The following is a 24,271-nucleotide window of genomic DNA, read 5'->3' on the forward strand; positions in this document are numbered from 1 at the left end:
CTTAATCAGCGTCGCGACGCAAGCCGATATGCTGCGTGCCGTCCTCCGCGTGCTCCCAGGTACCTTCCTTCCCAACCGCACTCTGCTATCCCTCACGCTTCGGCGGACATCCTCGAATTGGCGGCATGAGCCTTCTGCGCGACATCTTTGGCCGTGTCGGCCGCACCGTGACCGCCTATGCGGGCGACAAGGCTTTGATGCTTGCCGCCGTCTCGGGCGCCGCCAACGTCATCGTGGCTGACGGTGAGGTGGCGAGCGAAGAGTTCGACGCGGCCCTGCACGGCCTGCGCGCCGATCCGGTCCTGGTGAAGGGCTACGACGCCCTGATGCTGGAGACCGAGCTGTACGAGGGCATCGCCCGGGCCCGCACCCGCCTCGGCCGCGCGGAGAACCTGCGCCACGTCGCATCCATCGTCGAGCGGCCCCTGAGCCAGCGCGAGAACGTCTTCCTGATCGCCGCCGACGTGGCCGATCAGGACGGGATCAGCGGCATCGAGGCCAATGCCCTGGGCGAGATTGCTGCCGCCCTGCAGGTCGACGGCGAGGGGCTGCTGCGCGCCAATCCGGTTCGGCGTCCGCCGGCCTGATCGCGCGGGCTGGCATCGGCGTTGCTCCGGGCCGGGGGATCGCCCGATAACGGGGCTCGAAAACCTTGCCGCACGGCGCCGCGCCGTGAGAGGACCGACCATGGCCGAAACCAACCCGAGCAAGACCCATAACCTGCGCGCCGACGGTGCACGCCTGTGGGCCACGATTCTGGAGACGGCGGCGTTCGGCGGCACCCCCGCCGGCGGCATCAACCGGCTGACCCTGTCGGCCGAAGATGGCCGGGTCCGCGACTGGTTCCGGGAGGCCTGCGAGGCGGCGGGGCTTACGGTCTCGGTCGATGCGCTGGGTACCCAGTACGCTCTCCGGCCCGGGCGCGACATGAGCCGCAAGCCTGTGGCCTTCGGCTCGCATCTCGACACGCAGCCGACCGGCGGCAAGTTCGACGGCGTGCTCGGGGTCCTGGCCGGGCTCGAAGTGATGCGCAGCCTGAACGATGCCGGCATCGAGACCGACGCACCCCTGATGGTGGTCAACTGGACCAACGAGGAGGGCTCGCGCTTCGCCCCCGCCATGATGGCCTCGGCCGCCTATGCCGGTGAGTTCACCACCGACGAGATCCTGGCCAAGCGCGACGCCGCCGGGATCACCGTGGCCGAGGCGCTCGACGCGATCGGCTATCGCGGGGCCGAAGCGGTGGGCGCCCGCGCCATCGGCGCCTTCGTCGAGCTGCATATCGAGCAGGGCCCGATCCTGGAGGCCGAGGGCAAGACCATCGGCGTCGTGGAAGGCGGCCAGGGCATCATGTGGTTCGACGGGCTGATCACCGGCTTCGAGAGCCATGCCGGCACCACCCCGATGCCGCGGCGCCGGGACGCGCTGCTGGCGCTCTCCGAATTCGCCCTGGCGGCCGAGCGGATCGCCCTGGCGCACGCGCCCTCCGCGGTCGCGACGATCGGCGAGGCCCAGATCCTGGCCCCGTCCCGCAACGTCGTGCCGGGGCGCGTCGCCTTCACGGTGGACGTGCGCGATCCCCGTTCCTCGGCCCTCGACGCCATGGAGGCGAGCCTGCGCGAGGCCGCCACCGAGATCGCCGAGCGCCGCCGGCTGGAGATCGCGCTCACCCAGATCTGGCGCAAGGAGCCGGTGCCGTTCGATCCCGCCATCGTGGCGGCGGTCGATCAGGCCGCCGAGAGCCTCGGGCATGCAACGCGCCGGATCATCTCGGGGGCCGGGCACGATGCCTGCAACCTCGCCGCCAAGGTGCCGACCGCGATGATCTTCGTGCCGTGCAAGGACGGCGTGAGCCACAACGAATCGGAATCCGCCACCCCAGGCGATTGCGCGGCCGGCGCCGACGTCCTGCTGCAGACGGTGCTGCGCCTCGCCAATGCGCCCCGGACGGAACAGCCCGCGCGATGATCTTCGCCCCGCGCATCCAGGAGCGCCTCGACGCGCTGGCGGCGATCACAGCCGAGCCCGGCGCCATCACCCGCCTGTATCTCACGCCCGAGCAGTTCCGGGCCGAGGCGCTGGTGGCGGGCTGGATGCGCGAGGCCGGGATGGCAGTCCGCCACGACGCCGTTGGCAATCTGATCGGCCGAATCGAGGGGCCGGAACCCGGCGGTCCGGCCCTCGTCATCGGCTCGCATCTCGACACCGTCCGCAATGCCGGCCGCTACGACGGGCCCCTCGGCGTCATCACCGGGATCGCCTGCGTCGAGGCGCTGGCCCGCGACCGGATCCGCCTGCCGCACGCCCTGGAGGTGGTGGCCTTCGCCGACGAGGAGGGCGTGCGTTTTTCCGCGACCCTCATCGGCAGCCGCGCCTTCGCGGGTCATATCGACCCGGCGGTGCTCGACGCCGCGGATGCGGACGGGACGACGCTCGCCGCGGCGATGCTGGATTATGGGCTCGACCCCGCGGCGATCGGCACCGCAATGCGCCGGCCCGATGAGCTTCTGGGCTACCTCGAACTGCATATCGAGCAGGGGCCGATGCTCGAAAAAGCCGGCCTGCCTGTGGGCGTCGTGACGGCGATCTCCGGCGCCAGCCGCCTGGAATTCACCCTGACTGGCGAGGCCGGCCATGCCGGCACGGTCGCCATGAGCGAGCGGCGCGATGCCCTGGCGGGTGCCGCGGAATGCGTGCTCGCCGTCGAGGCGCGCTGCCGCACCGAGGCGCATCTCGTCGGCACTGTCGGCCGCATGCAGGTCGATCCCGGTGTGGGGAATACCATCCCCGGCCAAGTGCGCTTCTCCCTCGACCTGCGCGCGCCCGACGACGCGCAGCGCCTCGCGGCCCTCGCCGACATCGATGCGGCCTGCAAGGGAATCGCGGAGCGCCGCCGCCTCGATCTCCACATGCGCCCGCTGCACGAGGCCGCGGCAGTGCCGAGTGATCCCGCCCTGACCGCGCTGATCCGGGACGCCATCGCCGCCGAGGGCTTGCCCGTCCTCGCCCTGCCGAGCGGGGCGGGCCATGACGGCATGGCGGTGGCGGCGATCGCGCCGATCGCCATGGTGTTCGTGCGCTGTCGAGGCGGCATCAGCCACAACCCGGCGGAATTCGCGAGCCTGCCGGATATCGAGGCCGGGGCGCGGGTGCTGTTCGGGGCGATCAAGGGGTTTGCGGCCGGGCGCGGGCTGTAGACAGCTCCGGCGCGCGACGGGTGTACGCCATTCAAAAATCCCGTACAGACGCGCCATGAGCGCGCGATCCTATCGCGACGCCAGGGGCCGGCCGCTGATCGCGGTGACGGGCATCGGCGTCGTCTCCTCCCTCGGACAGGGCCAGGCCGATACCTGGGCGGCCATGAGCGCCGGCCGCTCCGGCATCCATGCCATCGCGCGGTTCTCCACCGAGGGGCTGCGCACCCGCATCGCCGGCACGGTGGATTTCCTCGATACCGAGCCGCTGGTGGCGCCGCTCCTGTCCGAGCGCTTCGCCGCGGCGGCCGCCGAGGAGGCGGTCGCGCAGGCGGGGATCGGCGCGAAGGGCGACTTCCCCGGGGCGCTGTTCATCGCGGTCCCGCCGGTGGAGATGGAATGGCCCCAGCGTCAGGCGCTGGCCGAGGCCGCCGGGGGCGACGGCGACGTCGACTATGCCGGCCTGCTCCGGGCCGCGGCGACCCGGCGCTTCGACGCCTGGCACGACCTGTTCATTTTCGGCACGGTAGCCGACCGCATCGCCGAACGGTTCGGCACCAAGGGCTCGCCGATCTCGCTCTCCACCGCCTGCTCGTCGGGCGCCACCGCGATCCAGCTCGGCGTCGAGGCGATCCGCCGGGGCGAGACCGCGGCGGCGCTCTGCATCGGCACCGACGGCTCGGTGAACCCGGAATCGCTGATCCGCTTCTCGCTGCTCTCGGCGCTCTCCACCCGCAATGACGTGCCGGAGGAGGCCTCGAAGCCGTTCTCGAAGGATCGGGACGGCTTCGTCATGGGCGAGGGCGCGGCCGCCCTGGTCCTGGAGGATGCGGAGGCTGCAGCCGCCCGGGGCGCAAAAATCCTGGGCTACGTGCTGGGCTGCGGCGAGAAGGGCGACGGCTTCCATCGCACCCGCTCCAGTCCCGACGGGGCGCCGGTGATCGCGGCGATCCGGGCCAGCCTGGACGATGCCGGGCTCGGACCCGAAGGGATCGACACGGTCAACGCCCACGGCACTTCGACCCCCGAGAACGACAAGATGGAGGCCCTGGGGCTCGCCGCCGTGTTCGGCGACCGCGCCCCATCGCTTCCGGTGACCTCCAACAAGTCGATGATCGGCCACACGCTGACGGCGGCCGGCGCCATCGAGGCGGCGGTCTCGCTGCTGACGATCCGCCACGGCCGCATCCCGCCGACCATCAACCATCGGGTGCCGGACCCGGCGATCGGTCTCGACGTGGTCGAGACCGCCCGGGACTTGCCGATCCGGACCGTGCTGTCGAATTCCTTCGGGTTCGGCGGCCAGAACACCTGCCTGGTGTTCGGGGCGGAGCCAGCGTGAGCGCCGCCCGCCGCGTCCTGGTCACTGGCGGCGCCTCGGGCGTCGGCGCGGCGATCGTCCGCGCGCTGGCCGCCGCCGGCCATGCCGTCGACTTCACCTATCGGGCGTCGGGGGAGGCGGCCGAAGCCCTGCTCGCCGAACTGCGTGCCGCCTATCCCGAGCGCGCCTTCACCGGGCACGCCCTGGACCTCGCCGACAAGGCCGCCCTCGACGCGTTCTGCGCGGCTGCTGAGGAATCCGGCTATCACGGCCTCGTCCACAATGCCGGCCAGCCGAGCGACGCCCTCGCGGCGATGTTCGACCAGGACAAGGCCGAGACGGCCATGCAGGTGAACTTCTTCGCGCTGACCCGCCTGGCCAAGGCGCTGGTCCGCCCGATGACGCAGGCGCGCACAGGCCGCATCATCGCGATCGGTTCCGTGGCGGCGCTCCGCGGCAATGCCGGCAACGCCGCCTATGCGGCGACCAAGGGCGCGCTGATCGCCTATTGCCGGACCCTCGCGATCGAGACCGCCAAGCGCGGGGTCACGGTCAACGTCATCGCCCCGGGCTTCGTCGACACCGCCATGATGGCGCGATACGCCGTCCACCGGGCCGGGATGGAGCGCCAGATCCCCGCCGGCCGGTTCGCCCAGCCCGAGGATGTCGCCGCTTTGGCCGCCTTCCTGATGGGCGACGGGGCCGCCTACATCACCGGGGCGGTGCTGCCGGTCGATGGCGGCCTCACCGCGATGATGGGTGTCCACCGCCCCTGATTTTTTGGGAGCATCGCGCCTCTTCGGAGCAGGCTCCAAACTTCACGTGCGGCCATGATAGATTCGGAATCTGGAATTTCCCTCGCACGCGCCATGCTCTAGCGACCTTGCCGATGCGCGCCCGCCTCATCGTTCTCGCCGGATTCTGCTTCGTGGCCCCCCTCATCCCGGGCGGCGCCGCCGCAGAACCGGAAGCCTACCGGATCTCCGGGCTGCCCCCCGGCGAGCCCCTCTCGATCCGTGCCGAGCCGGACGCCGCGTCCGAGCAGGTCGGCGAGATCCGCACCCGCGCCCTGGTCTTCGGCTGCACCAACGACACGCCGAGCCGGACCACGTGGTGCCGGGTCAAGGCCGGACGCGCCGTGGGTTGGGCGCGGCGGCGCTATCTGGCGCCGGAACAATGAGAGACAGCATGAAAGCCCTCCAGCTTTTCGGCGACCGCGATCTGCACCTGACCGAGGTCGAGGCCCCCGCCGCCCCGGGCCCAGGAGAAGTCCAGATCCGCATCCGCGCGGTCGGCCTCAACTTCATCGACGTCTGGGGCTTTCGCGGCATGGCCTTCGCCAAGCGCAAGATGCCGCTCATCGTCGGTGCCGAGGCGGCGGGTGTGGTCGAGTCAGTCGGCCCGGAAGTTACCACCGTGGCCCCCGGCGACCGGGTCGTGCCCTACGGGGCGATGACCTGCGGGCAGTGCCGCGCTTGCCGCGAGGGCCGCGACAACCTCTGCGAGGACGTGTCCGGCGTGATGGGCTTCCACATCGACGGCTTCGCCCGCGAGTTGGTCAACATGCCGGCCCGCCTAGTGGTGAAGGTGCCGGACGGGGTCAGCGACACCGACGCGGCCTGCGCCGGCATCGCCTTCGGCACCGTCCAGCACATGCTGTTCGACAATGCCCGGCTGGAGCCCGGCGAGAGCGTGCTGGTCCATGCCGGCGGGTCCGGCATCGGCACTGCGGCGATCCGCATGGCCAAGGCGATCGGCTGCACCGTCTACACGACGGTCGGCGACGACGAGAAAGGCCGCAAGGCGGCGGAGCTCGGCGCCGATCACGTCATCAACTACCGGACCGAGCGGTTCGAGGGCGAGGTCCGGCGGCTGACCAAGCGCAAGGGCGTCGACGTGGTGTTTGAGCATGTCGGCGCCGACACCTGGAACGGCTCGCTGCTCTGCCTGAAGCGCGGCGGGCGCCTCGTGACCTGCGGCTCGACCTCGGGCGTCTCGGCGACTATGAACCTGATGCAGCTTTTCCAGCAGCAATACCGCATCACCGGCTCGTTCGGCTGCGCGCTGGGCAATATCGGGCAGGCCCTCGGCAAGATGGCCGAAGGCATCCGCCCGGTGGTGGACACGGTCTACCCGCTCGGCGACTTCGCGCAGGGGCTGGAGCGGCTCGAATCCCGCAAGGTCTTCGGAAAGATCCTCGTCAGCCTCTGACGCCTGACGCATTGTCCCGGCCGCCTGCGGCCGTCCTTTGGGACGATGTGCTATCGCACCGCGCGGGACATCGGATAAGCTTCGCCTTACACGCGAACTGCCGGGCCTGCCCGCATCGTGCCCGGGAATCCAACGTGCTGCGCCTCGCCCTCATCCTCAGACGATCCTTTCCGCGGCTTGCGGGCTTCGCCATGATCCCGCTGATCCGCGCCCTGGTCTGGCTGGCGCGCGCCCTCGGGCCGGATCGCTCGACGGCATTCGGGGCCGCGCTCCTGCGCACGGTTGGGCCGCTGCTTCCGGCCCACCGCACCGCCATGGCGAACCTGCGTGCGGCCTTCCCGGACATGCCGGAGGCGGAGCGGAAGCGGATCGCCCTGGAAGCCTGGGACAATCTCGGGCGCACTGGCGCCGAATACGCCCATCTCGATTCGCTGTTCGATTTCGATCCCGACGCCACCGGCCCGATGCGCACGGAGGTCGCGGGTATCGATCACTTCGCCACCCTGCGCGACGACGGCCAGCCGGGGCTGATCTTCTCAGCCCATCTCGGCAATTGGGAACTCCCGGCGATCTGCGCCGCCCGGTTCGGCCTGGACGCGACCGCCGTGTTCCGTCCGCCGAACAACCCCGCCGCCGCACGCCTCGTCCAGGAGGTCCGTCGGCGCTCCATGGGCGGGCTGGCGGCCTCGACCCCGGGGGCCGTCTTCGCCATGCGTGACGTGGTCGAGAATGGCGGCCATCTCGGGCAATTGATCGACCAGCATTTCACCCGCGGCGTCGTGGTCGAGTTCATGGGCCGGCCGTGCCTGGCCAACCCGCTCCTTGCCAAGCTCGCCCGGCATTACGATTGCCCTGTGCATGGCGTCCGCGTCGTGCGCCTGCCGGAGGGCCGGTTCCGCCTGGAGCTGACCCCGCCCCTCGATCTGCCGCGCAACGCCGATGGGGTGATCGATGTTGCCGGCGCCATGCAGGCGATGACCGCCGTGGTCGAAGGCTGGGTGCGCGAGAATCCGGGCCAATGGCTGTGGATGCATCGCCGCTGGCGCCCGGACATGTTGCCTAAAGCGAGAGTACTTCGGAATACGTCGCAACCGATGGTAGAAAATCCTCAAGCCAACGTGATTTCCCAGACGGCATCCCAGACGCTCTGATGGCGCGATGACCCATCGGCCCCGCGCCCGTACCCGGTTCGGTGTATTCCGCGCGCTCTGCGCGGCCGGGCTCGTCTGTGCGGTCTCGGCGTCCGCCCAGGCGCGGGCGGAGCCGATCCGCGCCGTGGTCGAGCTGTTCACCAGCCAGGGTTGTGGCGCCTGCCGGAGCGCCGATCCGATCATCCGCGACCTGGCCCGTCAGCCCGGCGTGGTCGCCCTGACCCTGCCGGTGACCTACTGGGACTATCTCGGCTGGAAGGACACCCTGGCGCTGCGGCCGTTCACCGAGCGCCAGCGGGCCTATGCCCGGGTCCGCGGCGCCCGGCAGGTGTTCACGCCGCAGGTCGTGGTCGATGGCAGCGGCTTCGCCGTGGGCTCGGATCGCGCCGCCCTCGATCGACTGATGCGCGAGGCAACCCAGCACGGCGGGTTGCCAATCCCGGTCCGCGGCGAGATCCGCGGCGACCGCATCTCGGTCGAGGTCGGCGCCGCGCCGGAACTCAAGGCCGAGACGCGCGGCGACGTCTGGCTGGTGCCGGTGCTGCGCAGCCGGGCCATCGCGATCCAGGGTGGCGAGAATGGCGGTCGGACGGCCACCTACGTCAACGTGGTGCGAGGCCTGCAGCGCCTCGGCCCCTGGACCGGCCAGCCGACCCGCTTCGACGTGCCCGGCACCCTGGCGGAGATCGCCGACGCCGACAGCTGGGTGATCCTGGTCCAGGGCGCCGCGGAAGGCCGCCCCGGCCGCATCCTCGGAGCCGCCAAGGGGCCGGGGTTGTAAGGCGCGGCGTCGAACCGCCCGGGCGGCAGGCTCGTTGCATGGGTGAGTCCGTCCGCCGAACCGCGTGGGCGCTTGTCACCGAGTGTCGGCCATGCGGCGACGCCATCTGCTGTCGGGATTGCTCGCCGCCCTGTCCCTGGCGGGCCATCGGGCGGCTGCGGCCGGCAACGAGGTCGACGTCCTCCTCGTGCTCGCGGTCGATGTCTCGCTGAGCATCAGCGAGGCGCGGTTCGAGCTGGAGCGGAGCGGCTACGCCGAAGCGTTCAGCGATCCGCGAGTTCTGCGGGCGATCGCCGAGGGCGGCCATGGGCGCATCGCGGTCGCGCTGTTCGATTGGGCCGGCCCGGGGGAGCAGCAGGTCGCGGTCGAGTGGATGATCATCGCGTCGGCCGCGGATGCCGATGCTTTTGCGAGACGACTCGGCGCCGTGTCGCGCCCGTTCTACGGTCGGACCGCCATCGGGTCGGCGATCGGCTTCGCTGCGACGCTGCTTGAGCGAGCGCCCTACCGGACAGACCGAAAGATCATCGATATTTCCGGGGACGGGACGAGCAATTCCGGCCGGTCGATCGCGGATGCCCGGGACGCCGCCGTGGCGACTGGCATCACCGTCAACGGCATCGTCATCGTCACCGATCCGGTTGGCATGCCGGCCTTCCTGCGGGAGCACACCAATCCCGTTGGCGGGCTCGCCGCCTATTACCGGGAGACCGTCATCGGCGGCGAGGGCGCGTTCGTCATGGCGGCCGAGGGCTTCGAGGCGTTCGGCCGGGCGCTCATCGCCAAGCTGGTGCGCGAGATCTCTTGAGACCATCCGCCGACATCGGGGCTCTTGCGTAACCCGGGGTGCTCGCGCGGCATGGGCGGCGGCGCTAGACTCCTCCAGCACGCGCCCGGCGAGGCGCGGCCCAGGGAGGAATCACGATGCGGATTGCGGCCGACAGGCTGTCCGCCTACGTGCGGGACATCTTCATGCGCGAGGGCTGCGCGGCGGATGAGGCCGAGCGGATCGGCCGCTACCTCGTCGCCGCCAACCTCACCGGCCATGACAGCCACGGCGTCGTCCGCGTCACGCGCTATGTGGAGTGGCTGCGCGAAGGCGAAGTAGAGGCCGGCCGGACGCCTGAGATCATCAGCGACGCGCCATCCTTCGCGCTGGTCGATGCCGGCTACGGGTTCGGGCAGACCGCCGGCCCCTTCGCCACCGATCTCGGCATCGCCAAGGCCCGGGACAACGGCGTCGCGATCGTGGCCCTGCGGCATGCCGGGCATCTCGGGCGGATCGGTGAATGGGCCGAGCGTGCGGCCGCGGCCGGGCTGGTCTCGGTGCATTTCGTCAACGTGGCGGGCAGCCTGCTGGTGGCGCCGTTCGGATCGGTGGAGCGGCGCTTCTCAACGGCACCCTTCGCGGCCGGGTTCCCGGTGCCGGGGGCCGAACCGATCATCCTGGATTTCGCCACCTCCTTGGTGGCCGAGGGCAAGGTTCTGGTGGCCTCGCGGGGCGGCAAGGCGCTGCCCGAGGGCGCCCTGGTCGAGCCGGACGGACGGCTGAGCAGCGATCCGGCGACCCTGTTCGGCCCCCTCGACGGGGTCGAGCGCGACAACCAGCGGGGCGCGGGCGCGATCCGCGCTTTCGGCGAGCACAAGGGCTCCGGCTTGGCGTTGATGTGCGAGCTGCTCGCCGGCGCGCTCACCGGCTCCGGCACCGCGGGGCCGGGAAGGCGGCGGATCTGCAACGGCATGCTGTCGATCTACGTCACCCCAAAGGCCTTCGGCACCGAGCATGCCATGGCCGATGAGGCCCGGACCTATCTCGACTTCTTCAAGAGCGCCCGGCCGATGCCCGGGGCCGAGGTCCTGCTGCCCGGCGAGCCGGAGCGCCGCACCCGGGCGCAGCGCCTCGCCGAGGGCGTCCCGCTGCCAGAGCCGGTCTGGGAGACGCTGCTCGCCGCAGGCCGGCCGCACGGGCTCGACGGAGACGCTTATCGCGACTGACGCGACGCTTGCGGCGATAGCCCGGCCATAACGGGGACGCCGCGCCGGAATCCGGGAGGATACGATGCCCAGACTGCGCTGGCTCATGATCGGCCTCTGCATGGCCGCCAACGCCATCAACTACATCGACCGCGCCAACCTCGCGGTGGCCGCGCCCGCCATGTCGAAGGAGCTGGGGCTCAGCGCCACCGACATGGGCCTGATCCTGTCGGGATTCTTCTGGACCTACGCGGTGATGCAGCTGCCCTTCGGCTATGTGGCCGACCGGGTCGGGCCCCGTCTGTCGCTGGTGGTGGCGGTGACGTGGTGGTCGCTGTGCACGGCGTTGACCGCGGCCGGACGCGGCTTCCTCTCGCTGCTCGGCCTGCGGATGCTGCTCGGCGTCGGCGAGGCCGGCGCCTACCCGTCGTTTGCCAAGGTCGCGGCCTCCTGGTTCCCGCGCAGTGAGCGGAGCTTCGCCAGCAGCATCTTCGACAGCGGCTCGCGGGTCGGCTCGGCGCTGGCGATCCCGATGGTGGCGTGGATCATCGCCACGCTCGGCTGGCGCGAATCCTTCATCGTGACCGGACTGCTCGGCTTCGTTTGGGCGATCTTCTGGATGTGGCTCTACCGCGAGCCCGAGAACCACCCCGGCGTCTCGCCCGAGGAGCTGGCCCGGCTCCGGGCAGCGCAGGAGCGCCCCAAGGCGGCCGGGGCCGCCGACGCGCAGCAGCAGGTGCCGTGGCTGTCCCTGTTCCGCTACCGGACGGTCTGGGGAATGATGGCCGGGTTCTTCTGCCTGAACTTCGTGATCTACTTCTTCATCACGTGGTTCCCGACCTATCTGGTGAAGGCCCGCGGCTTTTCGCTCGCCGAACTCGGCACCCTCGGCAGTCTGCCGGCGCTGGCTTCGATCCCGGCGGGTTGGCTCGGCGGTTTCGCCTCGGACGCGCTCTACCGGCGGGGCTGGAGCCTCACGGCGGCGCGTAAGACCTGCCTGGTCGGCGGCATGCTGATGTCCTCGGTGATCACCCTGTCGATCATCGCCCCGAACGTCTACGTGGCGCTGCTCTGCTTCGCGGTCGCCTATGGCAGCCTGGCCTTCACGGCGGCCTCGATCTGGGCGCTTCCGGGCGACGTGGCGCCGACCCCCGCCCATGTCGCGTCGATCGGCGGCATCCAGAACTTCGCCTCGAACGTCGCCGGGATCGTGACCACCACCTTCACCGGGTTCATGCTGACGATCACGCAGGGCTCGTTCGCGATTCCCCTGATGGTCGCGGGCGGCTTCTGCTTGCTCGGTGCCTTCATCTACCTGTTCGTCGTCGGCGAGATCGCGCCGCTGCCGGTCCGCGACGCCCCGGCCCCATCCCTGCAGCCGGAGGCCGCCCGATGAGCACCAGGGCCGAGTCCAACCCATCCGAGGCGGGTCTTCAGGAGCGAAGCATGTCCACCTATCCCGTCATCGCCCTGCGCCCGGATGACGGCGTGGTTCTCGCCCGAACCGCCATCGAGCCCGGCACGCCGGTGGCCCCGGGCGTCGCCGCCGCCGAGCGGATCCCGCCCGGCCACAAGGTGGCGGTCCGCCCGCATCGCTCCGGCGAGGCGGTGACGAAGTACGGCCAGATCATCGGCTTCGCGAAAGAGGACATCGCCCCGGGCCGGCACGTCCATGTCCACAATCTCGGCATGGGCGAGTTCGCCCGCGACTACGCGTTCGGGGTCGATGCGCGGCCCACCCGGCTGATCACGCCGCCGGCCACCTTCCAGGGCATCCGACGCCCGGACGGGCGGGTGGCGACGCGCAACTATGTCGGCATCCTCACCTCGGTGAATTGCAGCGCCCACGTCGCCGACCTGATCGCCGACGCGTTCCGGCGCCACCCGATCCTCGGCCTCGATCCGCTGGCCCCCTATCCGAATGTCGACGGCGTGGTCGCGCTCACCCACAAGACCGGCTGCGGCATGGCGATGGGCGAGCCGCTGAAGCTCCTGCGCCGGACGCTCGCGGGCTACGCCCGGCACGTCAACTTCTCGCACATCGTGATGATCGGCCTTGGCTGCGAGGTGAACCAGATCGGCGCCTTCCTGGAGGAGCAGGGCCTGGGCGACCGGATCCGCAGCATGAACATCCAGACGCTCGGCGGCACCCGCAAGACCGTCGAGGCCGGCATCGAATTCGTCACCGGCATCCTGGCCGAGGCCAACGTGGTCCGCCGGGAGCCCGTGCCGGCGAGCGAATTGATCGTCGCCCTGCAATGCGGCGGCTCGGACGGCTATTCCGGCGTCTCGGCCAACCCGGCTTTGGGGATTGCCAGCGACCGCGTGGTCGAAAACGGCGGCACCGTGATCCTGTCGGAGACCACCGAGACCTACGGGGCCGAGCACCTGTTCACCCGCCGGGCCGTGAGCCCGCTTGTCGGCCAGAAGCTCGTCGACCTGATGCGCTGGTGGGAGGAGTATACCCGCCGGGAGGGCTCGGAGATCGACGCCAACCCGTCGCCGGGCAACAAGGCCGGCGGGCTCACCACGATCCTGGAGAAGTCATTGGGCGCCATGGCGAAGGCCGGCAGCACCAACCTGGTCGATGTGGTGCGCTACGCCGATCCCGTCACCGCCAAGGGCTTCGTGTTCATGGATACCCCCGGCTACGACCCGGTCTCGGCCACCGGGCAGGTGGCGGGCGGGGCGAACCTCGTGTGCTTCACCACCGGACGCGGCAGCGTGTTCGGCTGCAAGCCCTCGCCGTCGATCAAGATCGCCACCAACTCGGCGATGTACCGGCGGCTCGAAGAGGACATGGACGTCAATTGCGGCACGATCCTCGACGGCGAGGAGAGCGTCGAGCAGGCCGGACAGCGGATCTTCGAGCTGATCCTGCGGGTCGCGAGCGGCGAGCGGACCAAGAGCGAGCAGTTCGATTTCGGCTCGTCGGAGTTCGCGCCCTGGCAGTTGGGTGCGACGGTGTGAGGCGATTGCGGACACGCGGCGTTCGAGACCTACGAACGCCGATCCCCGTCATTGCGAGCGCAGCGAAGCAACCTAGGGACACACCACGTTCGGACATCGCGCGCAGCCCTGGGTTGCTTCGCTGCGCTCGCAATGACGGAGAGGGTTCAGAGATCCGTCCGCACCACGTTCGGAAACCCCAGGATAAAATCCGGCCCGAAGGCGGTGACCGGTGTGTGGAACCCCGCTGCCACCGCCCCCGAGGCCACGCGCCGGGCGGATTCCAGGGCGGTCAGGACCGTCAGCGTGTAGCCCTCGGGGGTCTCCATGCGGCTCGCCGTGCTTTTGCCGCTTCCGTCCCAGGCCTCGGCCAAAAAAGTGCTGCGCGCCGTCGCCCGTGCCGTCTCGGAGGGGCCCGGCGGCAGCCGGTCGATGCCGCGGTTGATCAGGCGCTGGGCCGTCGGGCCGGCGATGATCCGGCGCAGGCCGGACGGCAGGCCCGCGGCCGCCGCCATGGCGGGAAACGCCTCGAAATAGACCGCGATGTTGGGGACTCGGGTCGAGTACCACGCGCTCGACACGTCGCCCCAGCCGAGCCCCACCGTGCGCCGGGCCCCACGGCCGAAATCGGCGCTGCCGCGGGGTGGGCTCGGCAATTCGACGATGCGGCCGTCCCGGCGCACCCGCGTCCCCCAGGCGATGCCCTCGACCATGGTGCGGGCGGTCCCGCGGCTAAAGCCGCCGAAGCCGCCGATGGAGATCCGCAGATGCGTAGCCCCGGGCAGCCGGTTCGCGACATGGGCGGCGAGGCAATCGCTCGGCACCACGTCGAAGCCCGCCGCCGGAAGGAGGACGATGCCGGCGGCGTTCGCTTCGGCATCCCGGGCGGCGAGCGATTCCAGCACGTCGATCTCGCCGGTGATGTCGACGTAATGCGTCCCCGCGGCGAGACACGCCTCGGCCATGGGCCGGGCCGTCTTCGAGAACGGTCCGGCCGCATGGATCACCGCGGCGATGCCGGAGAGCATTTCGCGCAGGCGGCCGGGATCGTCCAGGGGCGCGGCGCGCCAGTCGAGCCCGAGCCGAGCGGCAAGCGGCCGGAGCTTGTCGGGGTCGCGCCCGGCCAGGATCGGGCGCAGGCCCTGCGCGACGGCGTGTTCGGCGAGCAGCGTGCCGGTGTAGCCGGTTGCGCCGTAGATCAAGATCGCGGTCATGGCCGTCCCTGTACCATGGCGGGCGGGCGCCTCGGCAGCGGCGACCTCCGACGGGTGGTCGATGCGGCGATGCGGGCCAGGTGTTCGGAAACACGGTTTTCGGCGCGCACAATCGTTCGGACGTCGAGCCGGTGACCAATCCGGTCCCGCCCGCCACATCGGCGGCCGCCGAACATTGTTCGTCCCGCTGCAAATCCTGTGCGGCCCATCCGATGTGCGCGCGAAGACATGGCGATCTCCACTGATCCGTTAGATCGGCATCCAGGCGGCGGATTGAGCGCCGTGACAGCGGTCCTTATTCGGGATCGGACCCTCGTTTGGCGGTCCGAGTCGCCGCGGACAGGACGCGCGGGAGTGCTCGATCGATGAAGGCATGTCTTCGGCTTGCGGCGTTCGGTGCCCTCCTCGTCGCCGCCGGTGTACCCGCGAACGCTGCGGACCGGGTTGTGCAGGTTCGGCCGGGCCAGGCCGGCCCGGGCATTGACGCCTTTCCGCAGATCGTCGACCCGGTCGACGACGCGGAGCGGCGGATCAACGCTGCCGTGAAGCGCCTCGACGCCCAGGTCCGCAAGGCGGCGAAGAGCTGCAAGGCCGAGGGCGGCGCGCAGAGTTCCTGGGAGCGGAGCATCCGCGCGGCCATGCGCGGTCCCCGCTTCCTCAGCTTCGCGATTCACGACAGCACGTTCTGCGGCGGTGCCCATCCGAACACCGGCACGACGGCGATCGTCTACGATCTCACCACCGGCACGCCGGTGGATTGGACGACGCTGCTGCCGCCCGCGCTGACCGGCAAGGTCGCGCTGGCGACCCAGGCCGACGAGACCAAGATGGTGACCCTGTCGTCCAAGCGGCTGCACGCCCTCTACCTCCAGGCCTACCGACCCAAGACAGGAAAGCCGAAGGCCGATGCGGACGACAAAGAATGTCGGGAGGCGGTGACGGAGACCTACTCCGGCGAACCGCCCGCCATGACGGTATGGCCCGATGCCGAGGCGGGCGGGCTCGCGGTCCAATTCGATCTGGCCCACGTGGTCCAGGCCTGCGCCGACACGGTGGTCATCCCCACCGCGACGCTGCGCCGGGAAGGCGTCCAGGCTGTCCTCACCGACGCGATCGACGCCGCGCATGCCAAGCGTCCGTAGGACGCGCCGCCTGCACGAAGTTGGCGCTGCCGCTCGAAACCGGTTCGGCGGTGCCGAATGCGACTTCTGATCCGACAGACAAGGCCTGAACAAGAGCGGCGGACGATGTAGCCTGGGGTGACGGTGTGAGTCGTCGCGCAACCCCGAGAGGCGCCCCATGTCCGGATCCGGCCATCCCGATCGATCCGCAGACGCGGAAGACCATCCATTCGTGGCCTTCGCGGCCGAGGTCATGCCCCTGTCGCCCCTACGGGCAGCCCTGGTCGCGGCCTGTCGGCGGCCCGAGCCAGATTGCATCGCGCCACTCCTCGATCTTGCGCGCCAGCCGCCCGGGGCGGCCGTTCGCGTGGAACAGACCGCCCGGCATCTGGTCGAGGCCCTGCGCCGCCAGACCCGGCACGGCGGGGTCGAGGGGCTGATTCACGAATACGCCTTGTCGAGCCAGGAGGGCGTGGCGCTGATGTGCCTGGCGGAGGCGCTGCTGCGGATTCCCGATGCCGCCACCCGCGACGCGCTGATCCGGGACAAGATCGCCGGCGGCGACTGGGCCGCCCATCTCGGCCACAGCCCGTCGCCCTTCGTGAACGCGGCGACCTGGGGCCTGCTGGTCACCGGAAGGCTGGCGGCGACGCGCAGCGAGACCGGCCTGTCGGCGGCACTCACCCGGCTGATCGGGCGCGGGGGCGAGCCGCTGATCCGCAAGGCGGTGGACCTCGCCATGCGGCTGATGGGCGAGCAGTTCGTCACCGGGCGCGACATCGCCGAGGCCCTGCGCAACGCCAAGCGCATGGAGGCGAAGGGTTTCACCTATTCCTACGACATGCTCGGCGAGGCCGCCCTCACCGCCGAGGACGCGGCCCGCTACCTGCGCTCCTACGAGGACGCGATCCGGGCGATCGGAGAGGCCTCGGCCGGGCGCGGGATCCTTCGGGGACCGGGCATCTCGATCAAGCTGTCGGCGCTCCATCCCCGCTACACACGATCCCAGCGCGGGCGGGTGATGGCCGAGCTGACGCCCCGGGTCCGGGACCTCGCGCGCCTCGCCCGGCGCTACGACATCGGCCTCAACATCGACGCCGAGGAGGCGGACCGGCTCGACCTGTCCCTCGACATCCTCGAAGCCCTGGCCCTGGACCCGGATCTCGCCGGCTGGGACGGGCTCGGCTTCGTCGTCCAGGCCTACGGCAAGCGCTGCCCGTTCGCGATCGACGTGCTCGTCGACCTCGCCCGCCGCAGCCGGCGGCGGCTGATGGTCCGCTTGGTGAAGGGGGCCTACTGGGACAGCGAGATCAAGCGGGCGCAGGTGGACGGGTTCTCGGATTTCCCGGTCTTTACCCGCAAGCTGCACACCGACGTGTCGTATCTCGCCTGCGCGCGGAAACTGCTCGCCGCGCCGGACGCGGTCTTCCCGCAATTCGCCACCCATAATGCTCAGACGCTCGCCAGCATCGTCGAGATGGCCGGGCCGGACTTTTCTCTCGGCCGATACGAGTTCCAGTGCCTGCACGGTATGGGCGAGCCGCTCTACGAGGCGGTGGTCGGGCCGGACAGGCTCGACCGGCGCTGCCGGATCTACGCGCCGGTCGGCACCCACGAGACCCTACTCGCCTATCTGGTCCGGCGGCTCCTGGAGAACGGCGCCAACTCCTCCTTCGTGAACCGGGTCGGCGACGCCGCCGTGCCGGTGGCGGAGCTGATCGCGGACCCGGTGGCTGCGGTCGAAGCGATGCCGGTCCCGGGCGCACCGCACGAGCGCATCAAGCTGCCCCGCGACCTCTACGGCCCGAGCCGCGCCAATTCGACAGGCCTCGACCTCGCCGACGAGTCGGTCCTGGCGCGGCTCGCCGGACACCTCGCCCAGAGCGGCCGGACGGATTGGCGAGCCGTGCCCTCCGGGATCGACCCATCCGCAGCCGACACGCCGGTGCGCAACCCGGCCGATCATCGGGACCTCGTCGGGACGGTCCGGGCTGCATCATCCGCCGCGATCGAGGCCGCACTCACCCGGGCCGATGCATCCGCGAAAGCCTGGGCCGCGACGGCGCCGAAGATCCGCGCCGCCAGCCTGCGCGAAGCGGCCGATGCCTTGGAAGCCCGGATGCCGGTGCTGATGGGCCTGATCGTGCGCGAAGCCGGGAAATCCTTCGCCAACGCCGTGGCGGAAGTCCGGGAAGCCGTGGACTTCCTGCGCTACTACGCGGCCGAGGCCGAGCGGACGCTGGACGGCACGCACGCGCCCCTCGGCCCGGTGGTCTGCATCGCGCCCTGGAATTTCCCCCTGGCGATTTTCGTCGGACAGGTCGCGGCGGCCCTGGCTGCCGGCAACCCGATCCTGGCCAAGCCCGCCGCGGAGACGCCGCTGATCGCCGCGGAGGCGATCCGGGTGCTGCATGCGGCCGGCGTCCCCGAGGATGCGTTGCAGTTCCTGCCCGGGCCGGGCGAGGTCGGCGCGGCGCTTGTCGGCGACGCGCGGGTGCAGGGGGTGATGTTCACCGGCTCGACCGCGGTGGCCAAGACCATCCAGCGCCGCCTGGCCGAGCGCCTGACCCGAGACGGCGAGCCGGTCCCGCTCATCGCCGAGACCGGCGGTCAGAACGCCATGGTGGTGGATTCCTCCGCGCTCGCCGAGCAGGTGGTCACCGACGTGATCGCCTCGGCCTTCGATTCAGCCGGGCAGCGCTGCTCTGCCCTGCGCATCCTGTGCCTGCAGGAGGAGATCGCCGACCGCACCCTCGCGATGCTCCAGAGCGCCATGCGCGAGCTGGTTCTGGGCGATCCCCGCCGGCTCGCGATCGATGTCGGCCCGGTCATCACCCGGGCGGCGGCCGAACGTATCGAGGGGCATGTGGCCGCGATGCGCGCGCGCGGGTTTGCGATCCACCAAGTGCCCCTGCCGGACGCGGCGGCGCTCGGGACCTTCGTGCCGCCGACGTTGATCGAGATCGCCCGCGTCGCCGATGTGGAGCGCGAGGTGTTTGGGCCGGTGCTGCACGTCCTGCGCTACGCCCGCGCCGACCTGGACCGGTTGCTGACCGAGATCGATGCCACCGGCTATGGCCTGACCTTCGGCCTCCACACCCGGATCGACGAGACCGTGTCGCGGGTGCTCGGGCGCATCGGCGCCGGCAACCGCTACGTGAACCGCAACGTCATCGGCGCGGTAGTGGGGGTGCAGCCCTTCGGCGGGTCCGGCCTGTCCGGCACCGGCCCCAAGGCCGGCGGCCCGCTCTATCTCGGCCGCCTGCTGAAGTGCCCCCCGGCCGCCGCCCTCGACGGCCTCACCGGCGACGAGGATCTGAGCCGCCGCTACGCCGACTGGCTGCGATCAAGCGGGCACGGCCCGCTGGCGGACCGGCTCGCCGCCGAACGCTTTCCGCAGGGCGCCGAGGTCAAGCTGGCCGGGCCGGTGGGCGAGCGCAACCTCTACGCCCTGCATCCGCGCGGACGCGTCGCTTCCGTCGCGGCGACGGAGACCGGTCTGCTTCTCCAGCTCGGCGCCATCCTGGCGACGGGCAACCACGCGGTGGTGATCGGCTCCGACGCCGCGCTTGATGCCCTGCGCGCCCTGCCGGCCGACCTCGCCGCGCGGATCACGCGGGCGCCCGACCTCGACCAAGCCGGCGACGTGCGGGCGGTGCTGTTCGAGGGCGACGCCGCGGCGTTGCAGGCCCTGAACCGCACCCTGGCCGAGCGGCCTGGGCCGATCCTCCAGCTCCAGGGCCGTACCTCTGAGGCGCTGGCGGCGGGCGATCTCTACGCGCTGCCCGGCCTGATCGAGGAGCGCGCGACCGCGATCAACACCGCGGCCGCGGGCGGCAATGCCAGCCTGATGGCGATTGGCTAAGCGCTCAGGCAGACCGGCGCAGGTTCCAGAACAGCGGCAGGCCGGTGAGCATGCCCTCCAGGTCGCGCCGGTAGGCGGTGGGCTGGAAATACTGGCCGCAGGGGAGGTAGGCGCCGACCTCGAGCGCCCGGGCCTGGATCTTGGCCGCCAGCGCTTTCTGCCCGTCGAGGTCCGGGGCCGCGAACCAGGCGCTGCGCAGCTCTTCGAGGGGCGCGTCGGTGAGCCAGCTCGGGACGCCGGCGCGGCCGTTGCCGCGGACCGCCAAGTGATAGGCGGGCGAGATCATGTCGAGGCCGCCCGAAAAAATGCCGAACATCGACCAGCCGCCCTGGTCGAGCGGTTTCGCGTTGAGGATCCGCTGGTTCACCGTGCCCCAGTCGGTGGCGACCACGTCGAGATTCATCCCGAGCTTGCGGCAGAGATCGGCCATCACCTCGCAGACCGCGTTGATCCGCGGCACGTCGGTGCCGGCGAGCAGCACGACCTTTTCGCCGTTGTAGCCCGCCGCCGCGAGGGCCTTCTTGGTGGCGTCGAGGTCGCGCTTGCCCGTGAGCACGCCCATGCCGGCCTCCGAGGCCATCGGGCCGCCGGCGGTGAAGATGCCGACCGGACCGCGCCGGATCGCGGGATCGCTGCCCGCGACGGCATCCATCATCTCGGTCTGGTCGACCGCCGACAGCAGCGCGTGGCAGATCTTCGGATTGTCGAAGGGCGGCAGGGTATGGTTGAGGCGGATCTGGCCGATCAGCCCGGCGCTCTCCACGAGCTCGACGCGCACGTCCTTCTGGCGCAGCAGGTCGGGCACCAGATCGACCAGGGGCTGCTCCCACCAGTCGATCTCGCCGGAGCGGAGGGCGCCGGCCGCGGTGGCGCCGTCGGGGATCGTGCGCCACTCGACCCGATCGAAATAGGCGATCCGGGGGCCGGCGGTGAAGCTGGCGCTGCCGTCCGGGCGCGGGCGGTAATCCTCGAACTTGCGGTAGACGTTGAGTGAGCCTGGCACCCGCTCGGACGCGACGTAGCGATAGGGGCCGCTGCCGACGATCTCCGAGACGGCCTGGGTGGCCGGCGTCGTGCTCAGGCGTTCCGGCATGATCACCGGCAAGTACGAGGTTGGCTTCGCCAGGGCGTCCGGCAGGAGCGGGAACGGCCGCTTCAGCCGGAACTGCACCAGGGTGTCCGAGGGGGCGGAAAGCTCGTCCACCGTGGCGAACAGAGCGCTCCCGAAAGCATCGCGCTGGGACCAGCGCTTGAGGCTGGCGACGACATCGCGGGCCAGCACCGGCGTGCCGTGGTGGAAGCGCAGGCCGTCCCGCAGGGCTAGGCGCCAGGTCAGCCCGTCCGACGAGACGTCGTGGCCCGCCACCATCTGCGGCTGGGCGCGGTAGGCGGCGTCGAGGCTGTAGAGGGTGTCGTACACCATCAGCGCGTGCGTGCGCGTGACGTAGTTGGTGGTGATGATCGGATCAAGGAGCGCCAGGTCGGCATAGGGCACGAAGCGCAGCGTGGTGGCCGAGGCCGCCCGGACCAGGGCGGGGCGTGCCACCGCGCCGGCGATCAGGGCGCCGGCGCCTTGCAGCAGGGTGCGTCGCTTCATGCTGTCGTCCGCTCGTATCCTGGGGTTGCCGACGCTACCGCGCGCGGCCCACTCCGGTTGCAAAGCCTACGCCAGCACCCGGCCGAGGACTCTTCGAGGGACGAAAGGGGCCGCCCGTTCTGTTTCCGGACGCGCCAGAGCGTGACGGGTCGGCGCGTCTCAGCGCATCGCCGCCGTCACCCAAACAGAATTAGGCGGCGCGGGACCAGCGGATGTCGCCGAGGCTCTCGCGGAAGGCGAAGCGGGCGAGGTGGTCGGCAACCACGTTCTCAAGGCGGGTGAGGTTGACCGGGTCGGCGCTGTCGATGCGCATCACCAGGGCGTCGGGCTCGGCGTCGAAGGTGCAGACGCGATCCTCGCCGAACGGCACGGTGCCGTGCTCGGGAGTCGCTTCGACCTTGAACTTGTGGCTCCAGTGCCGGCACAGCTGCTGCAGGTAGCGGCTCGCCTCGGTGGTCTGCACACGGGCCTGGGAGGTAGGCATTCCGTCGGTCTCCAGAAAAGGGAAGGCTGTCTGTCGGTGGACGGCTCGTCACTGATCTCGCATGTGCGAGATGAATGGTTCCTGAGCAAAGACCATGCCTGAGTAGGCTGGGGCGTCCCCGGGATCTGCAATGAGCGTCGGCCCGAAGCGTTAGCAGTCGCTTAACGCCCGGTCCGGCGGCGGCGAACCGTGCCGTCTCAGCAACTCCTGCACCCGTCGCCGTGCCGAATTATGGCGCGCCGCACAAATTTGGTGTCTCTCGCCGAGACGTGATCGCTGTTGGTCGAACGCGGTGCGGCACCGGCGGTTCGATCCGGATGTCCGGTTGGCGCCTTTGTAGGCAGCACTCAGGGTCACGTGGTCATTCCTCGCCGGATGGCCGAGACCGCTAGGCGACCCGCGGGCCCGGCTCGTCGGATGCGGCGGTATGGCTGACCTCGGCCGCTGCGAACAGGACCAGGAGCGACGGCAGATCGGAGGCACGAGCGGGTGGGCGATTTACGTTCCGTATCTCTGGTTGTCAGCGGTATGTCGGCAACGGGTGGATCTCCGCTGATCCGCTTTCGGACGGCAAGGCATGAATGCAGACGACGCTCCGGCTCCCTCCCAAGACCCCGAGCAGCCATTCGGTCGTCCGGGCAGATTGGTCCAAGAAACGACGGCCTTTTCGGAAAACTGGGATTGTCAGCAAGTGACGGCAAAAAGTTGATCTTGAAGACTCTGTCCATTAAGCTCGAAGGTCAGCAGATCGAATGTGGCCTCAATAAGCCGAAACATGTCAAAGTCAACAAAAGATCGGCCGGAGACTGACGCATAGCCATCGACTCGCGATGAAAGTTCCATTTCAGTACTTCTTTTATATGCCGTAATCAGTTTGATGCAAATTGTTATTTTTGAGCTTGTCGAGTGTGAATATTTATGAGTGGCAAGAAATTTGCAAAGCAGGTTAATATATAGCTGTTTCAGCTTCCAAAAACCTGGTGCCCCATGGAAGTCGCGCGGAAGATTTTGATTGTCGTAAAAAAGATTATTCACAGAGTTTTGCAATGGCCATCCAAGATAGTACACAGAGTTTATTCCATCGAGACAATTAAAAATAAAAAGTATAGAGATAGACTTAATCTTATTCGCGACCATAGCAGAAATTTATCAATCTTGAATGCCGAAGATGCCATGCTTGCTGATGGTTTGGCTAAAAAATCGTTTTGTACAACAAATTCAGAAATTTTCGAAACTTTGAGATCGAATAAATTCCAAGCTGCCGTCAATGAAATTTACGACGTGATCGAGAAAAATTATCGCGAAACTGGGCAAAACATTGATATTGTGAAGTTGCTTGCCGCAAAACCTTTGCTATTGGATCAATTTAAAACCATTTTTCGTGCTGGCCTTGATGTCAGGCTATTGCGAATTATCGAGAATTATCTACGGTTTCCCGTGGGTTACGGCGGGGTCGATATATTCTTTACTGTAGCTGATGGTCTAGAGCGAGGTGCGAGAACTTGGCATAAAGACAGTGAAGATAATCCGATGGTCAAGGTTGCCGTTTATCTCAATGATGTCGGCGATGACGATGGCCCGCTGGAAATTCTTCATTTAGAGCATATTTCTCCCGGTTCTGAAAAAGTGAGACATTTCAGACAGCAAAAATTAGTTGATCTTCAAGATGAAGGCAAAATTAAATTTACAATCACATCTTTTACCGGGCCGTCCGGGAATGTGATACTTTGCGACACATTTAAATACTTTCACAGGGGCAAGCCTGCTTTAGGACGGAACCGGAGGGCGCTGTTTTTCAATTATTACGCCCATAAGCCTTTAACACCGTATTTCTGCCCCAACCCGCCCTTCTCTTCTGATAAAATGAAAGAGTTGGTCGCAGATCTATCTACAGTTCAACAAAATGCTGCTTTGTGGCGGGAGAATTTAGCAGGGATCGATAAATTTGTTACCAAACGGAGACCGTATTTAAATTTGTGATTTGCTCATTACAAGTATTAACCGAGTTGTGATATCTGTTCCGTAAGAATTTAACATTTTTCTTATGGCAATTGAATTGAATGGGCAATATTATTGGAGATTTGGCCAGATGGGCACAAAATTAGGATAATTATTGAAGGATAATCGAATAATACTGTCAACGATCGATGCTTTTATCTTCGAAGAGGTGGGACAACATCGAGTTTCTTGTGATCGAGACTGCACGATGAAACATCAGAAAATCGCAAAGAACCGCGTCCCAGCCCTCAAGGTGTTGAGCTTGATCTGTACGCGAGGCGTTTTGCAACAAGATCAGGCGTTTCTGACCGCTCAGGCTAGAGCGGCATCCGATCATATTGGATCATATGCGTCGTAGCCTGCGGCGGCGAGATACCGGCGGCATTCGGCTGGCGTGAAGCGTCTGAAGGC

Annotated in this window: 19 protein-coding genes; 16 read left to right on the forward strand and 3 right to left on the reverse strand. The window is 68.6% G+C overall.

The genetic code is table 11. The features are described from left to right. Nucleotides 1-125: 125 nt before the first annotated feature. The 13 genes from BM228_RS21380 to BM228_RS21440 all read left to right on the forward strand — a co-directional run bounded on the left by BM228_RS21380 (nt 126) and on the right by BM228_RS21440 (nt 13,602). A complete protein-coding gene (locus tag BM228_RS21380) occupies nt 126-587 on the forward strand; it encodes a tellurite resistance TerB family protein (RefSeq protein WP_092043758.1) in 462 nt (153 codons plus the stop codon). A 100-nt stretch (nt 588-687) separates the two neighbouring features. Next, nucleotides 688-1,968 (forward strand): Zn-dependent hydrolase, encoded by a 1,281-nt coding sequence (locus BM228_RS21385; protein WP_092043760.1) that lies wholly within the window; start codon nt 688-690, stop codon nt 1,966-1,968. After that, the gene (locus BM228_RS21390) at nt 1,965-3,197 is read left to right on the forward strand and encodes an allantoate amidohydrolase (protein WP_092043761.1); all 1,233 of its coding nucleotides are present in this window, start codon (nt 1,965-1,967) and stop codon (nt 3,195-3,197) included. Before BM228_RS21385 ends, BM228_RS21390 begins: the two co-directional genes overlap by 4 nt. 55 nt (nt 3,198-3,252) lie before the next feature. Beyond that, a complete protein-coding gene (locus BM228_RS21395) occupies nt 3,253-4,536 on the forward strand; it encodes a beta-ketoacyl-ACP synthase (protein ID WP_092043763.1) in 1,284 nt (427 codons plus the stop codon). Then, nucleotides 4,533-5,291, forward strand: coding sequence for an SDR family oxidoreductase (locus BM228_RS21400; RefSeq protein ID WP_208612072.1), 759 nt, complete (start codon nt 4,533-4,535; stop codon nt 5,289-5,291). Before BM228_RS21395 ends, BM228_RS21400 begins: the two co-directional genes overlap by 4 nt. Nucleotides 5,292-5,404: 113 nt before the next feature. After that, nucleotides 5,405-5,695, forward strand: coding sequence for an SH3 domain-containing protein (locus BM228_RS21405; RefSeq protein ID WP_092043766.1), 291 nt, complete (start codon nt 5,405-5,407; stop codon nt 5,693-5,695). Nucleotides 5,696-5,703: 8 nt separating this feature from the next. Then, nucleotides 5,704-6,726 (forward strand): zinc-binding dehydrogenase, encoded by a 1,023-nt coding sequence (locus BM228_RS21410; protein ID WP_092043767.1) that lies wholly within the window; start codon nt 5,704-5,706, stop codon nt 6,724-6,726. 134 nt (nt 6,727-6,860) lie between these two features. Further along, entirely contained in the window at nt 6,861-7,877 is a 1,017-nt protein-coding gene (locus tag BM228_RS21415; RefSeq protein ID WP_092043769.1) for a lipid A biosynthesis lauroyl acyltransferase, read from the forward strand. A gap of 7 nt (nt 7,878-7,884) precedes the next feature. Next, the gene (locus BM228_RS21420; protein ID WP_092043770.1) at nt 7,885-8,658 is read left to right on the forward strand and encodes a DUF1223 domain-containing protein; all 774 of its coding nucleotides are present in this window, start codon (nt 7,885-7,887) and stop codon (nt 8,656-8,658) included. A 91-nt stretch (nt 8,659-8,749) separates the two neighbouring features. Continuing rightward, nucleotides 8,750-9,466: a DUF1194 domain-containing protein gene (locus BM228_RS21425; RefSeq protein ID WP_092043772.1), complete on the forward strand. Its 717-nt coding sequence runs from the start codon at nt 8,750-8,752 to the stop codon at nt 9,464-9,466. 116 nt (nt 9,467-9,582) lie between these two features. Further along, nucleotides 9,583-10,653 carry a malate/lactate/ureidoglycolate dehydrogenase gene (locus tag BM228_RS21430; RefSeq protein ID WP_092043773.1) on the forward strand — a complete coding sequence of 357 codons (1,071 nt, stop codon included), beginning with the start codon at nt 9,583-9,585 and terminating at the stop codon, nt 10,651-10,653. 64 nt (nt 10,654-10,717) lie between these two features. Then, nucleotides 10,718-12,028 (forward strand): MFS transporter, encoded by a 1,311-nt coding sequence (locus tag BM228_RS21435; RefSeq protein ID WP_092043775.1) that lies wholly within the window; start codon nt 10,718-10,720, stop codon nt 12,026-12,028. 50 nt (nt 12,029-12,078) lie between these two features. Then, the gene (locus BM228_RS21440; protein WP_092043777.1) at nt 12,079-13,602 is read left to right on the forward strand and encodes a UxaA family hydrolase; all 1,524 of its coding nucleotides are present in this window, start codon (nt 12,079-12,081) and stop codon (nt 13,600-13,602) included. Between the two features lie 146 nt (nt 13,603-13,748). Here the strand turns inward: BM228_RS21440 and BM228_RS21445 are convergent, their stop codons facing one another. Continuing rightward, nucleotides 13,749-14,795, reverse strand: a complete 1,047-nt coding sequence (locus BM228_RS21445) for a saccharopine dehydrogenase family protein (protein ID WP_092043778.1) — start codon at nt 14,793-14,795, stop codon at nt 13,749-13,751. Nucleotides 14,796-15,160: 365 nt separating this feature from the next. Here BM228_RS21445 and BM228_RS21450 point away from each other — a divergent pair, with 365 nt between their 5' ends. Then, nucleotides 15,161-15,937 (forward strand): polysaccharide deacetylase family protein, encoded by a 777-nt coding sequence (locus BM228_RS21450; RefSeq protein ID WP_092043780.1) that lies wholly within the window; start codon nt 15,161-15,163, stop codon nt 15,935-15,937. A gap of 157 nt (nt 15,938-16,094) precedes the next feature. After that, entirely contained in the window at nt 16,095-19,781 is a 3,687-nt protein-coding gene (putA, locus tag BM228_RS21455) for a trifunctional transcriptional regulator/proline dehydrogenase/L-glutamate gamma-semialdehyde dehydrogenase (protein ID WP_092043781.1), read from the forward strand. A 4-nt stretch (nt 19,782-19,785) separates the two neighbouring features. Here the strand turns inward: putA and BM228_RS21460 are convergent, their stop codons facing one another. Beyond that, nucleotides 19,786-21,378 carry an ABC transporter substrate-binding protein gene (locus BM228_RS21460; protein ID WP_092043783.1) on the reverse strand — a complete coding sequence of 531 codons (1,593 nt, stop codon included), beginning with the start codon at nt 21,376-21,378 and terminating at the stop codon, nt 19,786-19,788. 190 nt (nt 21,379-21,568) lie between these two features. Further along, a complete protein-coding gene (locus BM228_RS21465) occupies nt 21,569-21,862 on the reverse strand; it encodes a DUF2218 domain-containing protein (protein ID WP_058192738.1) in 294 nt (97 codons plus the stop codon). Nucleotides 21,863-23,017: 1,155 nt separating this feature from the next. Here BM228_RS21465 and BM228_RS21470 point away from each other — a divergent pair. Beyond that, on the forward strand, nt 23,018-23,842 hold the full coding sequence (locus BM228_RS21470) for a hypothetical protein (RefSeq protein WP_244537245.1): 825 nt from the start codon (nt 23,018-23,020) through the stop codon (nt 23,840-23,842). Nucleotides 23,843-24,271 lie beyond the last annotated feature (429 nt).

Origin of the sequence: Methylobacterium pseudosasicola, assembly GCF_900114535.1 — a bacterium.
In the GTDB taxonomy this organism is placed as follows: domain Bacteria; phylum Pseudomonadota; class Alphaproteobacteria; order Rhizobiales; family Beijerinckiaceae; genus Methylobacterium; species Methylobacterium pseudosasicola.

What these genes read in the sequence shown, in the direction of transcription:
- BM228_RS21445 (WP_092043778.1), bottom strand. Translation starts at nt 14,795, where the DNA reads ATGACCGCGATCTTGATCTACGGCGCAACCGGCTACACCGGCACGCTG.
- BM228_RS21465 (WP_058192738.1), bottom strand. Translation starts at nt 21,862, where the DNA reads ATGCCTACCTCCCAGGCCCGTGTGCAGACCACCGAGGCGAGCCGCTAC.
- BM228_RS21395 (WP_092043763.1), top strand. Translation starts at nt 3,253, where the DNA reads ATGAGCGCGCGATCCTATCGCGACGCCAGGGGCCGGCCGCTGATCGCG.
- BM228_RS21435 (WP_092043775.1), top strand. Translation starts at nt 10,718, where the DNA reads ATGCCCAGACTGCGCTGGCTCATGATCGGCCTCTGCATGGCCGCCAAC.
- BM228_RS21410 (WP_092043767.1), top strand. Translation starts at nt 5,704, where the DNA reads ATGAAAGCCCTCCAGCTTTTCGGCGACCGCGATCTGCACCTGACCGAG.
- BM228_RS21390 (WP_092043761.1), top strand. Translation starts at nt 1,965, where the DNA reads ATGATCTTCGCCCCGCGCATCCAGGAGCGCCTCGACGCGCTGGCGGCG.
- putA (WP_092043781.1), top strand. Translation starts at nt 16,095, where the DNA reads ATGTCCGGATCCGGCCATCCCGATCGATCCGCAGACGCGGAAGACCAT.
- BM228_RS21425 (WP_092043772.1), top strand. Translation starts at nt 8,750, where the DNA reads ATGCGGCGACGCCATCTGCTGTCGGGATTGCTCGCCGCCCTGTCCCTG.
- BM228_RS21430 (WP_092043773.1), top strand. Translation starts at nt 9,583, where the DNA reads ATGCGGATTGCGGCCGACAGGCTGTCCGCCTACGTGCGGGACATCTTC.
- BM228_RS21385 (WP_092043760.1), top strand. Translation starts at nt 688, where the DNA reads ATGGCCGAAACCAACCCGAGCAAGACCCATAACCTGCGCGCCGACGGT.
- BM228_RS21460 (WP_092043783.1), bottom strand. Translation starts at nt 21,378, where the DNA reads ATGAAGCGACGCACCCTGCTGCAAGGCGCCGGCGCCCTGATCGCCGGC.
- BM228_RS21450 (WP_092043780.1), top strand. Translation starts at nt 15,161, where the DNA reads ATGAAGGCATGTCTTCGGCTTGCGGCGTTCGGTGCCCTCCTCGTCGCC.
- BM228_RS21380 (WP_092043758.1), top strand. Translation starts at nt 126, where the DNA reads ATGAGCCTTCTGCGCGACATCTTTGGCCGTGTCGGCCGCACCGTGACC.
- BM228_RS21405 (WP_092043766.1), top strand. Translation starts at nt 5,405, where the DNA reads ATGCGCGCCCGCCTCATCGTTCTCGCCGGATTCTGCTTCGTGGCCCCC.
- BM228_RS21440 (WP_092043777.1), top strand. Translation starts at nt 12,079, where the DNA reads ATGTCCACCTATCCCGTCATCGCCCTGCGCCCGGATGACGGCGTGGTT.
- BM228_RS21420 (WP_092043770.1), top strand. Translation starts at nt 7,885, where the DNA reads ATGACCCATCGGCCCCGCGCCCGTACCCGGTTCGGTGTATTCCGCGCG.